The organism is Vibrio sp. Isolate23 (genome assembly GCF_022398095.1).
GTDB lineage: Bacteria > Pseudomonadota > Gammaproteobacteria > Enterobacterales > Vibrionaceae > Vibrio > Vibrio coralliilyticus_A.
On sequence record NZ_JAKEUV010000009.1, the window covers coordinates 128,591 to 150,231 of the forward strand.

At 44.9% G+C, this 21,641-nt stretch carries 19 protein-coding genes; 8 read left to right on the forward strand and 11 right to left on the reverse strand.

Annotated features, from left to right (window positions below):
* Positions 1–2 precede the first annotated feature (2 nt).
* Entirely contained in the window at positions 3–533 is a 531-nt protein-coding gene (locus L1D31_RS18650) for a phosphatase PAP2 family protein (RefSeq protein WP_239838556.1), read from the reverse strand.
* Positions 534–1,140: 607 nt separating this feature from the next.
* Between L1D31_RS18650 and leuA the strand changes: the two genes are divergently transcribed.
* From leuA to leuD, 4 genes are read left to right on the forward strand one after another with little or no spacing between them, the layout of a single operon-like run.
* The gene (leuA, locus tag L1D31_RS18655) at positions 1,141–2,688 is read left to right on the forward strand and encodes a 2-isopropylmalate synthase (protein ID WP_239838557.1); all 1,548 of its coding nucleotides are present in this window, start codon (positions 1,141–1,143) and stop codon (positions 2,686–2,688) included.
* A 58-nt stretch (positions 2,689–2,746) separates the two neighbouring features.
* Positions 2,747–3,838, forward strand: coding sequence for a 3-isopropylmalate dehydrogenase (gene leuB / locus L1D31_RS18660; RefSeq protein WP_239838558.1), 1,092 nt, complete (start codon positions 2,747–2,749; stop codon positions 3,836–3,838).
* A gap of 54 nt (positions 3,839–3,892) precedes the next feature.
* Entirely contained in the window at positions 3,893–5,293 is a 1,401-nt protein-coding gene (gene leuC, locus L1D31_RS18665) for a 3-isopropylmalate dehydratase large subunit (RefSeq protein WP_239838559.1), read from the forward strand.
* Positions 5,294–5,304: 11 nt separating this feature from the next.
* A complete protein-coding gene (leuD, locus tag L1D31_RS18670) occupies positions 5,305–5,907 on the forward strand; it encodes a 3-isopropylmalate dehydratase small subunit (protein WP_239838560.1) in 603 nt (200 codons plus the stop codon).
* Positions 5,908–6,118: 211 nt separating this feature from the next.
* Here leuD and glmS read toward each other — a convergent pair whose 3' ends face one another.
* Both glmS and L1D31_RS18680 read right to left on the reverse strand, forming a co-directional pair.
* The gene (gene glmS, locus L1D31_RS18675; RefSeq protein ID WP_239838561.1) at positions 6,119–7,951 is read right to left on the reverse strand and encodes a glutamine--fructose-6-phosphate transaminase (isomerizing); all 1,833 of its coding nucleotides are present in this window, start codon (positions 7,949–7,951) and stop codon (positions 6,119–6,121) included.
* Positions 7,952–8,061: 110 nt separating this feature from the next.
* Positions 8,062–8,823 (reverse strand): DeoR family transcriptional regulator, encoded by a 762-nt coding sequence (locus tag L1D31_RS18680; RefSeq protein WP_239838562.1) that lies wholly within the window; start codon positions 8,821–8,823, stop codon positions 8,062–8,064.
* A gap of 432 nt (positions 8,824–9,255) precedes the next feature.
* On the opposite strand from L1D31_RS18680, the gene pykF reads away from it, so the two are divergent.
* Together pykF and L1D31_RS18690 are read left to right on the forward strand one after the other, a co-directional pair.
* Complete coding sequence (gene pykF, locus L1D31_RS18685) at positions 9,256–10,668, forward strand: pyruvate kinase PykF (protein WP_239838563.1); 1,413 nt, start codon at positions 9,256–9,258, stop codon at positions 10,666–10,668.
* Positions 10,669–10,838: 170 nt separating this feature from the next.
* Entirely contained in the window at positions 10,839–11,498 is a 660-nt protein-coding gene (locus L1D31_RS18690; protein ID WP_239838564.1) for a GntR family transcriptional regulator, read from the forward strand.
* Between the two features lie 35 nt (positions 11,499–11,533).
* Here L1D31_RS18690 and L1D31_RS18695 read toward each other — a convergent pair whose 3' ends face one another.
* The 3 genes from L1D31_RS18695 to L1D31_RS18705 form a co-directional block, all read right to left on the reverse strand.
* Positions 11,534–13,420, reverse strand: coding sequence for a sensor domain-containing diguanylate cyclase (locus tag L1D31_RS18695; protein ID WP_239838565.1), 1,887 nt, complete (start codon positions 13,418–13,420; stop codon positions 11,534–11,536).
* 129 nt (positions 13,421–13,549) lie between these two features.
* Positions 13,550–14,242, reverse strand: coding sequence for an oxidative stress defense protein (locus tag L1D31_RS18700; RefSeq protein ID WP_239838566.1), 693 nt, complete (start codon positions 14,240–14,242; stop codon positions 13,550–13,552).
* A gap of 96 nt (positions 14,243–14,338) precedes the next feature.
* Positions 14,339–15,235 carry a LysR family transcriptional regulator ArgP gene (locus tag L1D31_RS18705; protein ID WP_239838576.1) on the reverse strand — a complete coding sequence of 299 codons (897 nt, stop codon included), beginning with the start codon at positions 15,233–15,235 and terminating at the stop codon, positions 14,339–14,341.
* Between the two features lie 112 nt (positions 15,236–15,347).
* Here L1D31_RS18705 and L1D31_RS18710 point away from each other — a divergent pair, with 112 nt between their 5' ends.
* The gene (locus L1D31_RS18710) at positions 15,348–15,977 is read left to right on the forward strand and encodes a LysE/ArgO family amino acid transporter (protein ID WP_239838567.1); all 630 of its coding nucleotides are present in this window, start codon (positions 15,348–15,350) and stop codon (positions 15,975–15,977) included.
* A 4-nt stretch (positions 15,978–15,981) separates the two neighbouring features.
* Positions 15,982–16,464, forward strand: coding sequence for a YbaK/EbsC family protein (locus tag L1D31_RS18715; RefSeq protein ID WP_239838568.1), 483 nt, complete (start codon positions 15,982–15,984; stop codon positions 16,462–16,464).
* A gap of 42 nt (positions 16,465–16,506) precedes the next feature.
* Here the strand turns inward: L1D31_RS18715 and mscS are convergent, their stop codons facing one another.
* The 5 genes from mscS to L1D31_RS18740 form a co-directional block, all read right to left on the reverse strand.
* The gene (mscS, locus tag L1D31_RS18720; RefSeq protein WP_239838569.1) at positions 16,507–17,373 is read right to left on the reverse strand and encodes a small-conductance mechanosensitive channel MscS; all 867 of its coding nucleotides are present in this window, start codon (positions 17,371–17,373) and stop codon (positions 16,507–16,509) included.
* A gap of 339 nt (positions 17,374–17,712) precedes the next feature.
* The gene (gene fbaA / locus L1D31_RS18725; RefSeq protein WP_239838570.1) at positions 17,713–18,789 is read right to left on the reverse strand and encodes a class II fructose-bisphosphate aldolase; all 1,077 of its coding nucleotides are present in this window, start codon (positions 18,787–18,789) and stop codon (positions 17,713–17,715) included.
* Between the two features lie 153 nt (positions 18,790–18,942).
* A complete protein-coding gene (locus L1D31_RS18730; protein WP_239838571.1) occupies positions 18,943–20,103 on the reverse strand; it encodes a phosphoglycerate kinase in 1,161 nt (386 codons plus the stop codon).
* Positions 20,104–20,284: 181 nt separating this feature from the next.
* The gene (gene epd / locus L1D31_RS18735; protein ID WP_239838572.1) at positions 20,285–21,319 is read right to left on the reverse strand and encodes an erythrose-4-phosphate dehydrogenase; all 1,035 of its coding nucleotides are present in this window, start codon (positions 21,317–21,319) and stop codon (positions 20,285–20,287) included.
* 133 nt (positions 21,320–21,452) lie between these two features.
* The coding region (locus tag L1D31_RS18740) for a hypothetical protein (protein WP_239838573.1) at positions 21,453–21,641 on the reverse strand (189 nt) is incomplete at its 5' end.

Below are 21,641 nucleotides of genomic sequence, written 5' to 3' on the forward strand. Positions count from 1 at the left end.
CGTTACGCTCCCATAATCACAGATAGTGCTATTTGCGCGCAGCCAATACCCAGCAGAGCCCCCAACACCACATCGGTCAAAAAGTGTACGCCGAGTAAAATGCGCGAAGTAGCAATCAACGCAGCCCAAGCAAAAGCAAACAATTCGAGCTCGACATAAAAGACACTGATCAATGTAGCCATTAAGAAAGCGGCGGCGGTATGGCCTGAAGGTAAGCTATAACGATCTGAAGGGGTGATGAACGAAGTGACCAACTCAGACAGCTCTTCAGGACGGCGACGCTTGAAGACATTTTTCGCTGCCCAATAAATCGGAAGCTCCACCACAAAAGCAAGTAACCCAGCCAGCAGAAAGAGCGTGCCTGTTTCCCCACCTAGTCCCCAAGCGAGCAAACCAATAACAGCATACAAATGCCCATCCCCTGTATGCGATATCGCTTTACTCAAGCGGGAAAGCGGATAAGAGAATTTATGTTGCAAGCAAAATAGTGAAAACGCCAGATCAAACTTGGCAATAGGCTCGATTGAACGCATGACCGGCTCCTTGTTACCGCGGTTATGCCTTCAAACTTAAGAGACTGAAATGACAAATCAGTGAAGCTTTGAGGTTGATTCAGTTACATTGTCAAAATCCAATCTAACGATGAGCACAAGAGTGCACGACCAGTTTCTCTTGTTATTTGATCTTGTCGTCCACAATAGCGCGCGAGGGGTAAACCAAAAAAGATGTAACTGGCGAACAGACCTTACCATTGATTGCTTCTATGCTTGATTGGCTTAATCCAGCAAATTCACTATGAATAATCCCACCATTTCTTTTCATTTACTTATTGATGAATAAAAAAACAACTTAAGGGTTGACGTGCACTGTGGAGTGCGGTACTAATTTGTTAACTTAATTTTGTGGTTTATTTAACGCCCTTACAGGAACCGTTAACAATGATGAAGCGTTTTTCTATCCTGCTGAGCCTCCTCCTTATCGTGACCAGATCGCGCGGGTAGGCTGTGGAAGAAAAATAACCACAACAAGATTTCACTAACCCGCACACAGATGCGGGTTTTTTTATACCTAGCTTTTTATAGCGAAGCGGAAGAAAACGATTTACTGCGTACAAAACACAAACATCAGGAAGGAAGCAACATGAACGATCAAGTCATAATATTCGACACCACATTACGTGATGGCGAACAAGCGTTGTCAGCAAGTTTGACAGTTAAAGAGAAACTGCAGATTGCCTATGCGCTGGAAAGACTCGGCGTTGATGTTATTGAAGCCGGTTTTCCTGTGTCTTCGCCTGGTGATTTCGAGTCAGTACAAACCATCGCCAAACACATTAAAGACAGCCGAATCTGTGCCCTTTCGCGTGCCGTTGCGAAAGACATCGATGCCGCGGCTGAAGCTTTAAAAGTTGCTGAGCAATTCCGAATTCACACCTTCATTTCTACTTCCACTGTTCATGTTCAAGATAAACTACGCCGCAGTTACGATGATGTCGTAGAAATGGGAGTCAAAGCGGTTAAGCATGCCCGTCAATATACGGATGATGTCGAGTTCTCATGTGAAGACGCAGGACGCACTCCAATTGACAACTTATGTCGCATGGTCGAAGCGGCAATTGATGCAGGTGCTAGGACTATCAACATCCCGGACACAGTGGGCTACACAGTACCCAATGAGTTTGGCGGTATCATTCAAACCTTATTTAACCGTGTTCCGAATATTGATAAAGCCATCATTTCTGTTCACTGTCACGACGACTTGGGCATGTCGGTTGCGAACTCGATTGCTGCCGTTCAAGCAGGAGCACGCCAGATAGAAGGGACGATTAATGGTATTGGTGAGCGTGCCGGTAACTGTTCTCTAGAAGAAATAGCCATGATCATCAAAACTCGTCAGGAATTCTTAGGGGTTCACACGGGTCTTAAGCACGATGAGATTCATCGCACCAGCAAATTGGTCAGTCAGCTCTGTAACATGCCAATCCAAAGCAACAAAGCCATTGTTGGTGCCAACGCATTCAGCCACTCTTCCGGCATCCACCAAGATGGCATGCTAAAGAATAAAAACACCTATGAGATCATGACACCCGAGTCAATTGGCCTTAAGAATCAGGCATTGAACTTAACCAGTCGAAGTGGTCGCGCCGCTGTGAAAAGCCACATGGATAGCATGGGCTACAAAGAGGAAGAATACAGCCTAGATGCTTTGTATGAAGATTTCTTGAAGCTTGCAGATCGTAAAGGACAAGTGTTCGACTACGATTTAGAAGCCTTGATGCACTTCTCAAACCTTCGCGAAGAAGACGATTTCTACAAGCTAAACTACCTAAGCGTTCAGTCCGGCAGCGTCATGGCAACCACCAGTATCCAGTTGCAATGTGGTGATGAAGAGCAATGCGAAGCCGCGGTAGGTAATGGCCCAGTTGATGCTCTATACCAATGTATCTATCGCGTGACAGGTTATGATATTGTGCTAGACAAGTTTGATCTGACAGCTAAAGGCGAAGGTGAAGACGGTTTAGGTCAAGCAGACATCATCGCTAACTATAAAGGCCGAAAATACCACGGTACCGGTGTTTCCACCGATATCGTAGAAGCTTCTGGTCAGGCGCTATTGCATGTAATCAACAGCATTCACCGTGCCGACAAAATTGCAGAAATTAAACAGAAAAAAATCGCAACAGTATAAATAGACTCTAGGGACGAGAGTCGTTCCTGGAACCAAAATAAAAAATTAAAGGATTATCATGACAGACAAATCTTACAAAATTGCCGTGTTACCAGGAGACGGTATTGGCCCAGAAGTAATGCAGCAAGCACACAAAGTGCTAGATGCCATCGAAAAGAAACACTCTATCGAATTGACTCGCGATGAACACGATGTTGGTGGTATCGCTATTGACAATCACGGTTGCCCACTTCCGGACAGCACAATCAAAGCCTGTGAAGAATCCGATGCAGTATTATTTGGCTCTGTTGGTGGCCCTAAATGGGAACATTTACCACCAAATGATCAACCGGAACGTGGCGCTCTACTCCCACTACGTAAGCACTTCCAACTTTTCTGTAATTTACGCCCAGCGCAAATTCACAAGGGCCTAGAGGCGTTCTCACCACTGCGCGCAGATATTTCTGGCAACGGCTTTGATATTGTTGTGGTACGTGAACTGACTGGAGGAATCTACTTCGGTCAACCAAAAGGCCGTGAGGGTGAAGGCGCAAATGAAAAAGCGTTTGACACTGAAGTTTATCATCGTTTTGAAATTGAGCGCATTGCAAAGATTGCCTTTGAGTCCGCGCGTTTGCGTGACAAGAAAGTATGTTCCATCGATAAAGCCAATGTTCTGCAGAGCTCGATTCTATGGCGAGAAGTAGTCGAAGAAATAGCTAAAGATTACCCAGATGTCGAGCTATCACACATGTATATCGACAATGCGACCATGCAGCTCATCAAAGATCCAGCCCAGTTTGACGTTATGCTTTGCTCAAATATTTTCGGCGATATCATTTCTGATGAATGTGCCATGATCACTGGTTCTATGGGCATGTTGCCTTCAGCCTCTTTAAATGAGAGTAAATTCGGCCTTTACGAACCAGCAGGGGGTAGTGCACCAGATATTGCAGGTAAAAACATCGCCAACCCAGTTGCACAAATCCTCTCTGCCGCACTCATGCTGCGGTATAGCTTAGGTGAAGAAGCTGCTGCTCAGGATATCGAAGTTGCTGTATCCAAAGCCCTTTCTGCTGGAGAGCTGACAGCGGATCTAGCAGGTAATAATCCAGCACTTTCAACTGCAGAAATGGGCGACAAAATCGCCGAGTACATTCTAAATTCATAATAATTATTTGCTCCTGATAAGCCGTTGTCAGGAGCGACACACAGGACAGTAATAATGGGCAAAACACTATACGAAAAGGTCTACGACGCACACGTTGCTGTGGCCGCAGAGGGTGAAAACCCTATCTTGTACATCGACCGTCATTTAGTGCATGAAGTGACTTCTCCACAAGCTTTTGATGGTTTACGCGAAAAAGGCCGTAAAGTACGTCAGGTTGGCAAGACGTTTGCCACCATGGACCACAACGTTTCCACCCAGACTAAAGACATCAATGCCTCCGGCGAGATGGCACGTATCCAGATGGAAACACTATCGAAAAACTGTGAAGAATTTGGTGTCACCCTGTACGACATTAATCACAAATACCAAGGTATTGTGCACGTTATGGGCCCAGAGCTAGGCATTACGCTTCCGGGCATGACGATTGTCTGTGGTGACTCACACACAGCAACCCATGGTGCATTTGGCTCGCTAGCTTTTGGTATCGGTACGTCAGAAGTGGAGCACGTTTTAGCGACTCAAACGCTAAAGCAAGCGCGCTCCAAAACCATGAAAATCGAAGTGAAAGGTAAAGTTGCACCGGGCATCACAGCAAAAGATATCGTACTCGCCATCATCGGTGAAACCACGGCGGCTGGCGGTACGGGATATGTGGTCGAGTTCTGCGGTGAAGCGATTACCGATCTTACAATGGAAGGTCGCATGACAGTCTGTAACATGGCTATCGAATTGGGGGCGAAAGCGGGTTTAATCGCACCCGATGAAACCACATTCGAATACATCAAAGGCCGCAAGTTCGCACCACAAGGTGAAGATCTAGACGCGGCAATTGAATACTGGAAATCACTAAAAACGGATGATGATGCAGAGTTTGATGCGGTTGTCACACTTAACGCAGCAGACATTAAGCCTCAGATCACTTGGGGAACAAACCCAGGTCAGGTCATCGCTGTCGATGAGCCAATCCCAGCTCCTGAAAGCTTTGCGGACCCTGTAGAAAAAGCATCAGCAGAAAAAGCCTTAGCCTACATGGGGCTAGAAGCAGGCAAAGCGCTATCTGACTACAAAGTAGATAAAGTTTTTGTCGGCTCTTGTACGAACTCTCGTATCGAAGATATGCGTGCCGCGGCTGAAATAGCCAAAGGACGCAAAGTCGCTGACAACGTACAGGCGCTTATCGTACCTGGCTCTGAACAGGTAAAAGCGCAAGCAGAAGCTGAAGGCTTGGATATCATCTTTAAAGACGCCGGCTTTGAGTGGCGCCTACCAGGGTGTTCTATGTGTCTGGCAATGAACAATGACCGCCTAGGTCCACATGAGCGTTGTGCATCAACCTCCAACCGTAACTTTGAAGGTCGCCAAGGCCGTGACGGTCGTACCCATCTAGTGAGCCCAGCGATGGCAGCGGCAGCCGCTATTGCTGGTCACTTTATTGATATTCGTGAATTGGACTAAGGAGAGAACAAATGTCAGGTTTTAAACAACACACAGGCTTGGTTGTTCCTCTAGATGCAGCGAATGTCGATACCGATGCTATTATCCCCAAGCAATTTCTACAAAAGGTTTCTCGCCTAGGATTTGGTAAACATCTATTCCATGATTGGCGCTTCCTTGATGATGCAGGTGAGCAACCCAATCCAGAATTCGTGATGAATGCTCCTCGTTATCAAGGCGCTTCGATTCTTCTTGCTCGTGAAAACTTTGGTTGTGGATCATCCCGTGAACACGCGCCTTGGGCACTAGCAGATTACGGCATCAAAGCAATGATCGCACCAAGCTTTGCCGATATCTTCTACGGTAACTCTATCAACAACCAGATGGTGCCAGTTCGTCTCACAGAGCAAGAAGTCGATGAGATCTTCCAATTTGTTGAAGCCAATGAAGGCGCGCAAGTAGAAGTTGATCTAGAAGCCAACGTGGTTCGCGCAAATGGAAAAGAATACACATTTGAGATTGACGAGTTCCGTCGCCACTGTCTATTAAACGGTTTAGATAACATAGGCTTAACTCTTCAACACGAAGACAAAATCGCTGAATACGAAAATCGCATTCCTTCGTTTCTTAAATAAATAGCCGAGGTGCTTAAAAGCCACCGTTGTTCTAAACCGTTCGTGAAAGCGTAAGCTGAGAGTAATAGAGCAGTCACTGAGTGACTGCTCTTGTCACACGCAACGTGGGCTCCCAAAAGGCGCACATAAAAAAACCAAGACTCTCAACTCGAGAATCTTGATTTATATTTGAGCCTTAATTACAGTATGAAACTCTGTTTTCTAGATTAAGTTACTCTACCGTTACCGCTTTTGCTAAGTTACGTGGCTGATCTACATCTGTCCCTTTGATGAGCGCGACATAGTACGATAGCAGCTGCATCGGAATCGTGTAGTAGATAGGGGCTGTGATTTCGCTTACGTGAGGCATAGTGATGATCTTCATGGTTTCATCAGCTTCAAAGCCCGCATCCGCATCCGCAAATACATACAGCAAGCCACCACGAGCACGCACTTCTTCAATATTCGACTTAAGCTTTTCCAGCAGTTCATTGCTCGGTGCGACGACAACGACTGGCATGTCAGCATCAATGAGTGCCAGTGGACCATGCTTCAATTCACCTGCTGCATAAGCTTCAGCGTGAATGTAAGAAATCTCTTTAAGTTTCAACGACGCTTCCATGGCAATCGGGTAAAATTCACCACGACCAAGGAACAAAGTGTGATGCTTATCCGCAAAATCTTCCGCTAAAGCTTCAATATCTTTCTCAAATGAAAGTGCCGAGTTGATCTGTTTTGGCAATGCATGCAGCGCTTCAACGATCTCTTTTTCTTTCTCTTTGCTTACACGGTTCTGCTGCTTACCGAGTGCCGTCACTAGCATTAACAATGCTGAAAGCTGAGTGGTAAAGGCTTTAGTTGATGCGACACCAATTTCCACCCCTGCACGTGTCATGAAGGCAAAGTCGGATTCACGAACAAGCGAAGAGCCCGCAACGTTACAAATCGTCATCGCCGCCATGTAGCCTTTCTCTTTGGCAAGACGAAGTGCCGCCAACGTATCAGCCGTTTCACCTGATTGAGATAAAGTAATCAGCAGGCTGTTTGGACGAGTCACAAATTTACGGTAGCGGAACTCAGATGCAATTTCGACATCACAACTTACACCAGCAATATCTTCAAACCAATAACGCGCAGTCATACCCGCGTTATAAGACGTGCCACATGCGACGATCTGGACGTGTTCGACTTTGCTCAAGATCTCAGCGGCATTGACGCCAATCGCTTCCGTCACCACAGAATCAGACGTCAGACGTCCTTCCATTGTGTTAATCAGAGCGGTAGGTTGCTCATAGATTTCTTTTTGCATGAAGTGGCGATACTGGCCTTTGTCACCCGCATCGTGCTCTGCGTTTGATTCAATCACTTCACGCTCGACACGTTCACCAGAAAGATCAAACACGTTCACTTCACGACGAGTGATTTCAGCCACATCGCCTTCTTCCAGATACATAAAGCGACGGGTCACATTGAGCAATGCAAGTTGATCTGAGGCGAGGAAGTTTTCACCGACACCGAAACCAATGACTATCGGGCTGCCAGAGCGAGCAACAACAATGCGTGAAGGATCTTTGCGATCAACAGCAACTGTACCGTAAGCGCCTTCAAGTTGCTTGGCTGTTTTCTGAACCGCCTCAAGTAAAGAATCAGCAGTGCGCAGCTCCCACTCAACCATGTGAGCAATGACTTCAGTGTCCGTTTGGGAGTCAAATACATAGCCACGAGATTTAAGCAGCTCACGCAGCTCTTCGTGATTTTCAATGATGCCATTATGCACAACAGCAATATCACCTGACATGTGCGGGTGCGCGTTAGCCTCTGAAGGCTCACCATGGGTTGCCCAACGCGTGTGTGCGATACCTGTCCCACCGACCACTTCCGCTGCATCCACAGCATCCGCCAGTTCCTGAACTTTACCCAGACGACGAAGGCGAGTCAGATTAGAATCACCATCAACTACAGCAACACCTGCAGAGTCATAACCACGGTATTCAAGGCGGCGTAAGCCTTCCACCAGAATTTCAGCCACATCTCGTTGTGCTACTGCACCGACGATTCCACACATATTTGTATCTCCGTTTTGGTATCCCTTCCCCATCTGAGGTACGCAATCTAGACAGCAAGCAAAAAAGCCAAATTGACGGGATTAAATTGATTACATTGTTTTTAATAGCTTTATACGCAAATAACTTTCACATCTTGAGATTCAATTTGCTGTTTGAACTCAGGATTCAAGTCTTTGTTAGTAATTAAGATATCGATGGAAGTCCAAGCCAGTTCGAGGTTTGGGATCTTACGACCAATTTTTTCAGATTCGACCATCACAATGACTTCACGAGATACTTCAGCCATCACTTTACTTAGGCCGACCAATTCATTAAATGTTGTCGTACCTCGCTCTAAGTCAACGCCATCAGCACCAATAAATAGCTGGTCAAAGTCATATGAGCGTAGTACCGACTCCGCCACTTGTCCTTGAAAAGACTCAGAATGTGCATCCCAAGTCCCGCCCGTCATCAATAATGTCGGCTCACTTTCAAGCTCATTAAGCGCGTTCGCAACATTGAGCGAGTTGGTCATCACAACCAAACCACGCATACCATCCAGTTGTTTGATCAGCGAAGCAGTGGTACTGCCACTGTCGATCACAATGCGATTGTGCTCGCGGATCAGCTTGGCGGCCGCTTGGGCGAGTTCATTCTTACGAATCGAAACATTTTCGCTCAATTCATCGCTGACGACTTCTTTTGGTAATGCGATAGCACCACCATAGCGACGCAATAATTGGCCATTTTTCTCTAAAGAGGCGAGATCCTTTCGAATTGTGACTTCAGATGTCTCAAACTGGAGAGACAAAGCCTCAACACTGACCTCACCTTTTTCATTTACCAAATTAGAAATTGCGTGTCTTCTTAGTTGCGTGTTTCGTTTCGACATCTTAATTTCATTTAACAAGTTTCGTTATGAAAGAAATTATAGTCAAACCGAAACTTTAAAGTCCATTTATTTTGAACCAAAAAATAAAAAATAGCGGCAAAACCTTGTCCTAAGACAATTCTTAAACAGTGATATTGGCGTGAATCAGTGGTAGAATTCGCCACCGAAAAGAAAAAAAATTACAGAATTGACCGTTATTTTTTTGCAACTAACCGCATATATCCTAGGTTAGTCACAGAAATGCTGAGTATTATCCAGACAGTTTGGTCATAAAATGACTAAACTTGTTGAAAGACTTTCAGTTCTGAAGTCGACGACAACATTGATGTTCTCTTGTATATAGAAGGCTCGAAATGCCAGGCGGGAACCCTCGACTTCAGCGAGATAAATGACTTTCAAATTGTAACTATTATTGACCGGAGAATATCTTCCATGAAAAAGACCAAAATCGTATGTACGATTGGCCCTAAAACTGAATCTGTAGAGAAGCTAACTGAACTCGTAAATGCAGGCATGAACGTAATGCGCCTAAACTTCTCTCACGGTGACTACCAAGAGCACGGCACTCGTATTGCGAACTTCCGTAAAGTAATGGAAGAGTCTGGCAAGCAACTGGCTATCCTTTTAGATACTAAAGGTCCAGAGATCCGTACTATCAAGCTAGAAAATGGCGACGATGTTGATCTGGTTGCTGGTCAGGAGTTCACTTTCACAACTGACACTTCAGTTGTGGGCGACAAAGACAAAGTAGCGGTAACTTACGCAGGTTTCGCAGCAGACCTTAACGTTGGTAACACAATCCTAGTGGACGACGGTCTAATCGAAATGGAAGTACTAGCAACTTCAGAAACTGAAGTGAAATGTAAGGTACTGAACAACGGCGCACTAGGCGAAAACAAAGGCGTTAACCTACCTGGCGTTTCAGTAAACCTACCTGCTCTATCTGAAAAAGATAAGAACGACCTTAAGTTTGGTTGTGAGCAAGGCGTTGACTTCGTTGCAGCCTCTTTCATCCGTAAAGCGTCTGACGTGAAAGAAATTCGCGAAGTACTTGCGGCTAACGGCGGTGAAAACATCCACATCATCTCTAAGATCGAAAACCAAGAAGGTGTTGATAACTTCGATGAGATCCTAGAGCTGTCTGACGGTATCATGGTTGCTCGTGGTGACCTAGGTGTTGAAATCCCAGCGGAAGAAGTGATCTTCGCTCAGAAGATGATGATCGAGAAATGTAACCGTGCACGTAAGATGGTTATCACAGCAACTCAAATGCTTGATTCTATGATCAACAACCCACGTCCTACTCGTGCAGAAGCAGGTGACGTAGCGAACGCTGTGATGGACGGTACTGACGCTGTGATGCTATCTGGTGAAACAGCCAAAGGTAAGTACCCTGTTGAAGCAGTTACTATCATGGCTCAGATCGCAAACCGCACAGACGCAGCACTAAAAGCTGAACTTGGTTCTCGCCTAGACAGCCCTCGTCTACGTATCACAGAAGCAGTATGTAAAGGCGCGGTAGACACGGCTGAAAAACTAGCAGCTCCACTGATTGTTGTTGCGACTGAAGGTGGTAAATCAGCTCGCTCAGTACGTAAGTACTTCCCAACAGCAAACATCCTTGCACTGACTAATAATGCAAAAACTGCTGCTCAGCTTGTACTAACAAAAGGTGTTCGTCCTGTATTGGTTGATTCTATCGATAGTACTGACGCGTTCTACGTTCTAGGTAAAGAGCTAGCGCTAGATTCAGGTCTAGGCAAAAAAGGCGATATCGTTGTTATGGTATCAGGTGCTCTAGTCGCTTCTGGTACAACTAATACAGCTTCTGTACACGTTCTGTAAGAACTGAATAAAAATTCATATTTATAAAAGAGGGCTCTAGCCCTCTTTTTTTTTATCCCCTCCCCTTGTCTCACTATTCAGCACGCTGTATTATCAATCAAAGTATTGCGTACCATTAAATTCACCGCGGTTTTATATAACGCGGTATTTATGCATATGAGGAAAGGAAAGTGTCTAGCCCAACGTTGACTGATAAAGTCTCGAAAATGATCTACCAAGACATCCTAAGTGGTGAGCTCAAACCAAACCAAAAGCTTGTTGTCGCAGATCTAAAAAACCGATACCGCGTGGGGGCCTCACCAATCAGAGAAGCACTTGTGCAACTCTCATGGACGAAGTATGTCAGCTTAGAGCCACAAAAGGGCTGTTGGGTATCGCCAGTATGTGTTGATGAACTGGCTGATCTCTACGAAAGCCTACGCACCGTCGCCGCCGTATTGTTGAAAAAATCGATTCGTTCAGGAGGAGAAGAGTGGGAGCTGGAAGTGCTAACATCATTTCATAAGTTATCGCGAGTCAGCCTAACCAATGATGAATTCGACTGGAAAGAATGGGAAGAGCGTCTGCATCAATTCCATATCGCCCTGCTCGAAGGTGCCAATTCACGCAATATGTTTGAGTTTTTCACAGATCTTATCAACCAAATTAAGCGTTATCGCTACTTTGCGCGTAACAACGGACTAGACCCACGTCAATTTGAAATCGATGAGTGTGAGAAAATCATGAAGTTGGTACTGGCCAAAGATACAGAACAAGCTGCCGAGCAATTTGATCGTCACCTTCATCGTTCAATGGAACAAATCCAAACCACCATTGAGCACGCGGCTTAATCCTGAAAGGAGAAATCGAGCCTCGGCTCGATTTTTTAAGCAATCTCATCACTGCTTTTACACACAGAGACTCGATTTCGCCCTAGCGTCTTAGACTCGTACAGAGCAATATCTGCACATTTATAACAGCGAGTGCTATCTGCCGTCAGATCCGTCAACCCAACACTGACAGTGACAGGGACATCTGAAGCCATTTCAACCGCGACTCGCACCCGGTTCAGCGCCTGCTCTGCTTCATCAATACTGCTATGCGGCATGATAATCGCGAACTCTTCACCGCCAATACGAGCAATAAAATCCGTCTCACGCAAGGTCTCAATAATAATAGCGCCTACACGGCTTATCACTCTGTCACCTTCATCATGACCTTGCTCATCATTCACTCGCTTAAAGAAATCAATATCCAGTAACGCCAAGCAAGTGTCCTGCACCTTAGGGTAGCGTTGCGTTAACTTGGCACTGCGGCGCAGTTCTTGCTCAAATTTCCGGCGATTCCAGAGCTTCGTCAATTCATCCTTCTCACTCAAAATACGTAAACGCTCTTCAAGTTCCTTACGCTCTGAAATATCCACCAGCGAGGTAATGTAGTAACTGACTTTTTTTCCTTTCGCCAACACACACTGCACTCGCATTATTGCTGTCACCTTAGAGCCTGTTTTGGGATTCTCAATGCTGACTTCATCCTCCCACGTTTGGCTAGAAGTCGCTTTCTTGAACAAGGCAAGCATGGAAGCAAACGTCTTCTCTCCTACCAATGTTTGAATTATATTTTTGGAGGATATCTCTTTTTGGCGATAACCTGTCAGCTTTTCAAACTCATGATTAACAAGCACGACTCGGTGGCGCTTGTCTGAGATCACCACGGCTGACATACCACTTAGTGCAGCTCTGGCTAGCTGACTTTCAAGGCTGCGTTTGCGATAGTAAACCAAGATACAGGTTGCAGGAATCGTAAAAGCGAGCACCACCAGCAGTACGATCGAAGCTTCTTTTACTAACAACTGGTAGTCTCTTTCACTGCGGGCCTTGAGCTCGTCACGACTTAAATCGATTACCAGATACAATTTATGGCGAGGGGATATCTGCAGTAGATTGAATACCACCAGATGATCATTTTCTATCACATAACCCGACTTTTTCGTTTGCATGGTTTGCCAAGTCTTAGGGTAGAGACTCGCTAAGTTATGCTGACTACGACTGGCTAATAAATTACCAAATAATTTACTCGGATCGTCACTCACCGAGTAAAAACCTTTTTCGCCAACAAGCTCTGGACGAAAGAAGTCATCAGGCGAATAGTTAAGACGAGAGCTCAGATACCAAACATCAATATTGAGGATCAAATAACCTACTCGTTCTTCTCCAACTTCAACGGGCGTGATCAAACGCAAGGCGGGTTTATAAGGATAAACCAGTTCGCCATTTTCCATCTCGAGGTCAATACCCCATGCACCAATCTGATCATCTTTCAGCTGTTGAGCGTAGCGGAAATAACCACGATGTGATTTGTCTTGCAGTTGGTCTACAATGCTGGCGCGATTGCCACTCAGTAAGTAGTTAAGTCTGAGTTTCTCATAGCCAGAATTATCAAGGAAACGAATTTGGGTATACCATTTTTGGTTAATAGCAACCGATGACCAAATTTCTTCCACCACCTGACGATTATCATCATTCGGCACTAAAATATAGTCGTACAAACTTCGGCTATGCGAAAGAAGTTTAATAATGGAAACAAACTGACTGCGAACACCCTGATATTCACGCTCACTGTAGGCCAATTGATGCATGGCCTGCTTAGCTGTTAACTCGACAGTGTCTTTTTGGAGGGTTTGGTAGCGCTGGGCATAGTAAGCGAGCACCACTGACACCAACACAATAGTGGTAATGCACAAGTGCCAAAAGATGTTTTTTTGTTGTCTCACTACCACTGCTCCTAAATCGAAGGCGGAGCAGTATATCACCGAATAAAAAAGTGGTTAAGAATAACCCGAACGGCAATTGATAATTTTATAAAGCACCTTAGTTATTACTAAAAAAGGCGCTTTTGATGGTTAATCTAACTGGTAAATGACGTCAACTCGATCACGAATCACAATTGTTGAATCTTGGTAGGTATTAGACTCCGCTTTCGCATCCATCGCCATAGAACGCATGAGGACGGGCTGAGAACTTGGCATATTATAATCGATTCGCCATACACCATTGATATCTTTACCAAAACCAGAAGCTAATGACTCAGCCTTGCTGTTGGCGTCCTTAATGGCCGCTTGACGCGCTTGTTCTTGGTACTTAGCCTGCTCTTTGACCTTTAATTGAATATTTTCCACCTGATTGATACCGGAGTTCAACGCAATATCTAGGTACTGGTTAAGATTAGCCAACTCATCAACCGTCACGTTGACCGTTCTCGATGCACGATAGCCTACCAGCTCAGGTTTGCCATCTTTCGGGTAATGGTATTGAGGAGAGATATAAAGGTTAGAACTCGTGATGTTATCCGCACTCATGCCTTCATCTTTCAGCTCAGACAAAAAGTCAGAGACAACTTTATCCACCGTCTGCTTAGCTTGCTCTGCCGTCATTGTGGTTTCCACCACACGAACTGTAAATTTAGCCATGTCTGGCTTTGCTACGACTTCACCATAACCGGTCGTTGCTAGGTGCGGGAAGTTAGGTGTATCCGCATAAGCACCGATACTCACTAAGCCTGATACAGCAATCGCTAGGCTAGAAACTCTCTTCATTATTGTTCACCTTATTTAACTAGTTACATACATCATAGCGTTTAGATACCAATTGAGGAGCCTTGTTCCGTGTTCTGACATAACTTTGACCAAGCACTAGCTCGATAATACCTTTTTCGCATAAGTGACAATGGCTTGCGTAACTTCTTCTAACACACCAGACTCTAACTGCCAGTGATGCCAATAGATGCGATAAGAACTTAAGAAGCCAGGTAATATATCAACTAAAGTCCCCTCCTCCAGCTCGCGTTTAATTTGGAAGCTGGGGATCAAGCAATATGCCACTCCTGCCTCAGCTATTTTCACGAACGCTTCAGAGCTGGCCACCCGATGTGTTCTCACGTTGTCTGGCAAAATATTAAAGTGTTCTTTGAGAAATTGCTGATGCTGTTCATCATGTTGATCGTAGGCTACGGCTGGGGCTTGAAGCAAAGAGTCATAATTTACACCCTGAGAAAAATAACGCGCAACGAACTGTGGATTCGCTACACAGACATAATCGACCCGACCAAGGTAATCAGCCTGACAGCCAGGAATCGGTCTTGATTCTAGACTGATCGCTCCTGTGACTTCACCACTTTTCAGTTTTTCTATCGCTCTAACCTCATTAAGCACAGCAAGCCTAAGCTCAATGTTACGAGTGGTTAGTACCTGCTGTAATGACGGTAGTAACCAAGTAGCCAAACTATCGGCATTGGTAGCAATAGAAATCGCGAGTGGCCGCTCTGAATCACTATTGGTTAATTCTGGAACCAGCTCACTTTCTAGCAATTTTACCCTATGGTAAAGGCCCAGCAGCTTTTTACCAACTACAGTCGCGCGAGGCGGCTGCTCACGGACGAGTACTGGCTGAGCGAGAAATTTTTCGAGCTGTTTAATGCGTTGTGATACCGCAGACTGAGAAATGTAGAGCGATTCTGCCGCTCGTTCAAAGCTACCTTGAGTGACCACAGATTCAAGAGCTTCAACCCATTTGTAATCTAATCCTCGCATCGCACTACCTAATAAGAAAAACTGATAATAGATTAAAATCATTAATTATACTTATAACTTTACTGTCTCTATTCTCAACACTCAAATTGTCAGCTCACTTGGAGAGAAAAACGTGAACTTATGGGTGTTATTACAAGGTTTTGGGCTCGGTGCCAGCATGATCATTCCTATTGGCGTACAGAACGCTTACGTTCTTAATCAAGGTATTAAGAGAAACCATCACTTAACCACCGCAACTATTTGTAGTGTTCTCGATGTGATATTCATCTCACTCGGTGTTTTCGGTGGTGGAGCTTTGTTATCACAAAACGAAACGCTACTGACCGTAGTGACTCTGGGCGGTATTGCATTTTTGACCTTCTATGGCTTACTTTCACTCAAAAGTGCACGACAAAGTGACCAGATGTCAGAATCAACACATCAAGTGGCTGCTCGCGGCCGTCGTGCCGTGATCCTTGGGGCATTAGCTGTCACAGTACTCAATCCACACCTGTATCTTGATACTGTCGTCATCCTAGGTTCAATTGGTGGTCAGTTCGAAGGGCAAGACCGAATGGCCTTTGCACTTGGCACTATCTTGGCCTCATTCGTGTGGTTCTATACCTTATCGATAGGCGCAGCTAAACTTGGTCCGACACTGTCAAAACCAAAAGTAAAACAAGGGATAGACATTGCGATCGCACTAATGATGTTCTCCATCGCACTCATGCTGATCAACGAATTAATAGCTCAACACGGATAGCAACATGGATAGACTTGAAAGTATTTACCAATACAATACAGCGCTTCTTAAGCGGCTTAATGTTCAATACAAAGAGTGGCGACATGAGCCAATTCTAGATTTTGCCACCGATTTACGCATCGCTGAGCAACTAGGTTGGACAGGTACGCATAGTAAGAGTTTGTTTCTTAAGTTCAAAGGCGCTGGACACGCCTTATTTCTAACTCACAAAGATGCGCGTTTAGACAGTAAAGCAATCAAACAAAAACTGGGAAAGCGCCCGTCTATATGCAGTGATGAAGAAATGATGCAGCAGCTCGGTTGCGTGCCCGGTGCCGTATGCCCCTTTGGGATACCTGAAAGTATCGAAATTCTAGTCGATCGCTCGCTATACCATCATCCTGAAATTCTCTATACACCAGGCTACCCAGAACTGACCATAAGTATTCAAGGGGCTGCCCTGCCGACTTTGCTTAACGCTCTGCCAAACTCCATCACTGAAATGTAAAAAGCGAGGCTAGAAGCCTCGCTTTTGCATAGATGAAACCGATTAAGATTCAACCTTATTGAAATGAACATCCATCTGCGGGAACGGAATTTCAATACCTTCGTTATCTAGACCTTCTTTGATAGCTTGCATTAGGTCGAAATACACCCCCCAGTAATCGGAAGTTTTAACCCATGGGCGAACAACGAAGTTGACCGAAGAGTCTGCCAGTGTGTGGACACCAACCTGAATCGTAGGCTCTTTAAGGATTCGCTCATCCGACTCACAAATCTTCGTTAGTAGCTCTTTGGTTTTCTGCAAATCAGCGTTATAAGACACTCCGATTACCAAATCAATACGGCGAGTTTCGTGGCGCGAGTAGTTAGTAATTGGGCCTCCAATTACACTGCCATTCGGGACAACAATCATTTTATTATCCGGTGTTTTCAAAACCGTTTGGAAGATTTGGATAGACTCAACGCTACCCGCTACACCACCTATTTCGACATAATCACCAGATTTAAATGGACGGAAAGCAACAATCAGTACCCCAGCAGCAAAGTTAGATAATGATCCCTGAAGCGCCAAACCAACCGCTAAGCCTGCCGCACCGATAACAGCAACTACAGAGGCGGTCTGCACACCGATACGGCTGAGTGCCGCAATTAGTACAATCACAAACAACAAGTAGCGGACCAAGCCATGGATAAACTCGATAACCGCTTTATCCATATTTTTCTTTTTCAGCATCTTAGCGACACTGTTAGCCACCATCTTAACGAAGATGTTACCGATGAATAGAATCAGAATGGCTGAAAGGACATTCACACCATACTGGATCAGTAAATCAGAATTATTGGTAATCCACGATTCAGCCTGCGCTAGGCCATCCACTAATGGAGTTTCAATCTCCACCGACTCTCCTGCCATAATGTATACCCTCTAAAATGTGTGGCGATCCTATAAATCACACGACTTTTTTATAATTGATAGACGATGTCGTCTCCATAGATAACCTGAAACTATGTCAGATTTTTGGCACGATATATCAATTTTGACGATTCATAAAGTGACGTTTATGCAAAGAACGCAAAAACAAAGAGTTATCAGAAAAAACTGATATCGGCTCGTTACAGATTACGCAATGGTTTTCATTTTCGCCACCCTTTTAGGTGAGGAATAGCCCATTCATAAAACAAATCGCTAAATACAAAAAAACCCGTTCTTAGAACGGGTTTTAGCATTAACAGAGTACTGAATTGAGACGAATTATAGTACGTCTACCGCGTTTAGGTCAGCAAATGCTTTCTCTAGACGAGCTACCATTGAAGCTTGACCAGCACGTAGCCATACACGTGGATCGTAGTACTTCTTGTTTGGAGCGTCTTCGCCAGTTGGGTTACCGATTTGACCTTGTAGGTAATCACGGTTCTCAGCTTCATACTTACGGATACCATCCCAAGTTGCCCACTGAGTATCAGTATCGATGTTCATCTTGATAACACCGTAGCCGATAGACTCTTGGATTTCAGCTTCAGTAGAACCTGAACCACCGTGGAATACGAAGTTTAGAGCGTTAGGAGCGATACCGAACTTCTCAGCACAGTATGCTTGAGAATCACGTAGGATGGTTGGAGTTAGAACTACGTTACCTGGCTTGTATACACCGTGTACGTTACCGAAAGAAGCTGCGATAGTGAAACGATGTGAAACAGCGTTTAGTTTCTCGTATGCGTAAGCAACATCTTCAGGTGAAGTGTAAAGCTCAGAAGCGTCCATGTCAGAGTTATCAACGCCGTCTTCTTCACCACCAGTACAACCTAGTTCGATTTCTAGAGTCATGTCCATCTTAGCCATGCGCTCAAGGTACTTAGCACAGATTTCGATGTTTTCTTCTAGAGACTCTTCAGAAAGGTCGATCATGTGAGAAGAGAATAGTGGCTTACCAGTTTGCGCGAAGAACTCTTCACCAGCGTCTAGAAGACCGTCGATCCATGGTAGTAGTTTCTTAGCTGCGTGGTCAGTGTGTAGGATTACTGGAACACCGTAAGATTCAGCAACTGCGTGAACGTATTTAGCACCTGCTACAGCGCCAAGGATTTGTGCACCTTGACCTTCAAGTTTAATGCCTTTACCAGCGAAGAAAGCGGCACCACCGTTAGAGAACTGAACAACAACTGGAGCTTTTACTTTAGCTGCTGCTTCAAGTACTGCGTTAACTGAGTCAGTACCAACAACGTTTACTGCTGGAAGCGCAAAGTTGTTTTCTTTTGCTACTTCAAAAACTTTCTGTACGTCATCACCAGAGATAACACCTGGTTTTACGAAATCGAAGATCTTAGACATGGATGTAATCCTATTTATCTGTCGTTTTAAAAATAAAACTTGTTAAGTTTAAATTCTTGCAAACGTTTGCTCACAACGTGCGCCATTCTAACAAAGAATAATGTGACTTGCAGCAAACAACAAAGCGGGAGAGACTCCCCCGCTTTGGTTTAATTACTTAGCGCGCTCTTCTAGCATCGCTACGGCTGGTAGGACTTTACCTTCCACAAACTCAAGGAATGCACCACCACCCGTAGAGATGTAAGAAACGTCAGCTTTAATACCGAACTTATCGATAGCCGCTAGCGTGTCACCACCACCTGCTACAGAGAAACCTGCAGACTGAGCGATTGCTTCAGAGATACCTTTTGTACCAGCTTCGAAGTTCTTGAATTCAAATACACCTACAGGACCGTTCCATAGGATAGTTTTTGCATTAGCGATGATTTCAGCTAGTGCTGCAGTTGATTCTGGACCTAGGTCGAAGATCATGTCGTCATCAGCCACTTCTGAAACGTGTTTGATTTCAGCTTCTGCGTTTTCATCAAATGCTTTCGCACATGCAACGTCAGTTGCTACTGGGATTGAACACTCTTTCATTAGCTTTTGCGCTGTTTCAACTAGGTCTGCTTCGTATAGAGACTTACCTACGTTGTGGCCATCAGCTGCGATGAATGTGTTTGCAATACCACCACCAACAACAAGTTGGTCAGCAACTTTAGATAGAGATTCTAGAACGGTTAGCTTAGTAGAAACTTTAGAACCACCTACGATAGCAACCAGTGGACGCTCTGGGTTGTCCATTGCTTTACCTAGGGCTTCAAGTTCTGCCGCTAGAAGAGGACCAGCACACGCAACTGGAGCGTTCATGCCAACACCGTGCGTTGACGCTTGTGCACGGTGAGCCGTACCGAATGCATCCATTACAAAGATGTCACAAAGCGCTGCGTATTTCTTCGATAGCTCTTCTTCGTTCTTCTTCTCGCCTTTGTTGAAGCGAACGTTTTCTAGAACAACAAGCTCACCAGTGTTCAGCTCTAGGCCTTCTAGGTAATCTTTTGCTAGCTTAACATCGCAATCTAGTGCGTCGTTTAGGTAGTTAACAACAGGTTGTAGAGAGAACTCTTCTGCGTATTCACCTTCAGTAGGACGACCTAGGTGAGACGTAACCATAACTTTAGCGCCAGCTTCTAGACAGTGCTTGATCGTTGGTAGAGATGCTAAGATACGTGCATCAGAAGTCACTTTGCCTTCTTTCACAGGTACGTTTAGGTCCGCACGGATAAATACACGTTTACCTGCTAAATCCAGGTCAGTCATCTTGATTACAGACATGATGTGTCCTCTCAAATATTCAAAAAGTAAAGTTTTTAGAAGCTCGGCGACCCTGCCAAGCTCAATAATTCTTCAAACTGATTTAGATATGGAGATTATCAATATTTATTTCAAGGCTGGAAATAAATATTTCTCCATCGCCACCTGTCTACAATTGCCCTAAATAGTTGGCGTTGCAGCGTCAAGCATGACGGGGATCGGCTTGCATCGCGAGTGCCGTATCTAACATACGGTTCGCAAAACCCCATTCGTTATCACACCAAACCAGCATTTTAACTAAATGGCCATTACTGACTCGGGTTTGAGTACCATCAACGATCGCACTATGGGGATCATGATTAAAGTCGATGGAAACAAGCGGCGCTTCAGTATAGTCAACAATGCCCTGTAATGTACACTGAGATGCGTTAACAATGGTTTGATTTACGTCATTAACTTTCACATTTGTATTAATTGTGACGCTTAAATCCATCGCTGTGACGTTTACAGTCGGTACTCGGACTGAAATTGCCTCAAATTTGTTAGAAAATTTCGGGAAGATTCTTTCAATACCCTTATGCAACTTAGTGTCCACAGGTATGATCGATTGGCTCGCGGCTCGGGTACGTCGCAGATCCGAATGGTAAGCATCAATAACTTGCTGATCATTCATTGAAGAGTGAATAGTAGTGATAGTACCTGAATCGATACCAAAAGCTTCATCAAGAGCTTTGATAATAGGGACGATACAATTGGTCGTACACGAACCATTGGATACCACATTGTGATCTGCTGTTAGTGTATCGTGGTTAACGCCGTAGATAATGGTATTGTCGAGATCGCTAGCGCCCGGGTGAGAAAACAGGACTTTCTTCGCTCCCGCTTTGATGTGTTCTTGGCCATCAGCTTGAGAGCCAAACACACCGGTGCAATCCAGCACCAGATCCACTTCCAGATCTCGCCATGGTAGAAGATCGATTTCTGCCAGATGAAGAATACGGATGGAATCAAATTCTCCGCTCTCATGGTGAACGTAAATATGCTCCTGATCGTTGGTAATCTTCTTACCAAATCGACCGTGGCTAGTATCATATTGAAGCAAGTGTGCCATCGCATCGGGCTGCGCTAGTTCATTAACGGCTACCACCTTGATATCTTGGCTTTTGCCACTTTCATATACTGCCCGCAAAACATTACGTCCAATACGTCCAAATCCGTTGATCGCAACTTTTAGCATGATTCCATCGCTCTACATCTTTTTCGTGTCACAAATACTACCTGATAGATTTATAAATCGCATCTAGTTCATCGTATCGGGTAAAAACAAAAAAGCCGAGTCACAAGGACCCGGCTTTCAAAGCAATTAACAATTAAGCTAAAAGCTCTTTCGCTGTGTTCACAACGTTTTCAGTTGTGAAACCGAACATCTTGAACAGTTCACCTGCTGGTGCAGACTCACCGAAGGTTGTCATACCGATGATACGACCGTCGAAACCAACGTACTTGTACCAGAAGTCAGCGATGCCCGCTTCTACAGCGATACGAGCTGTTACGTCAGA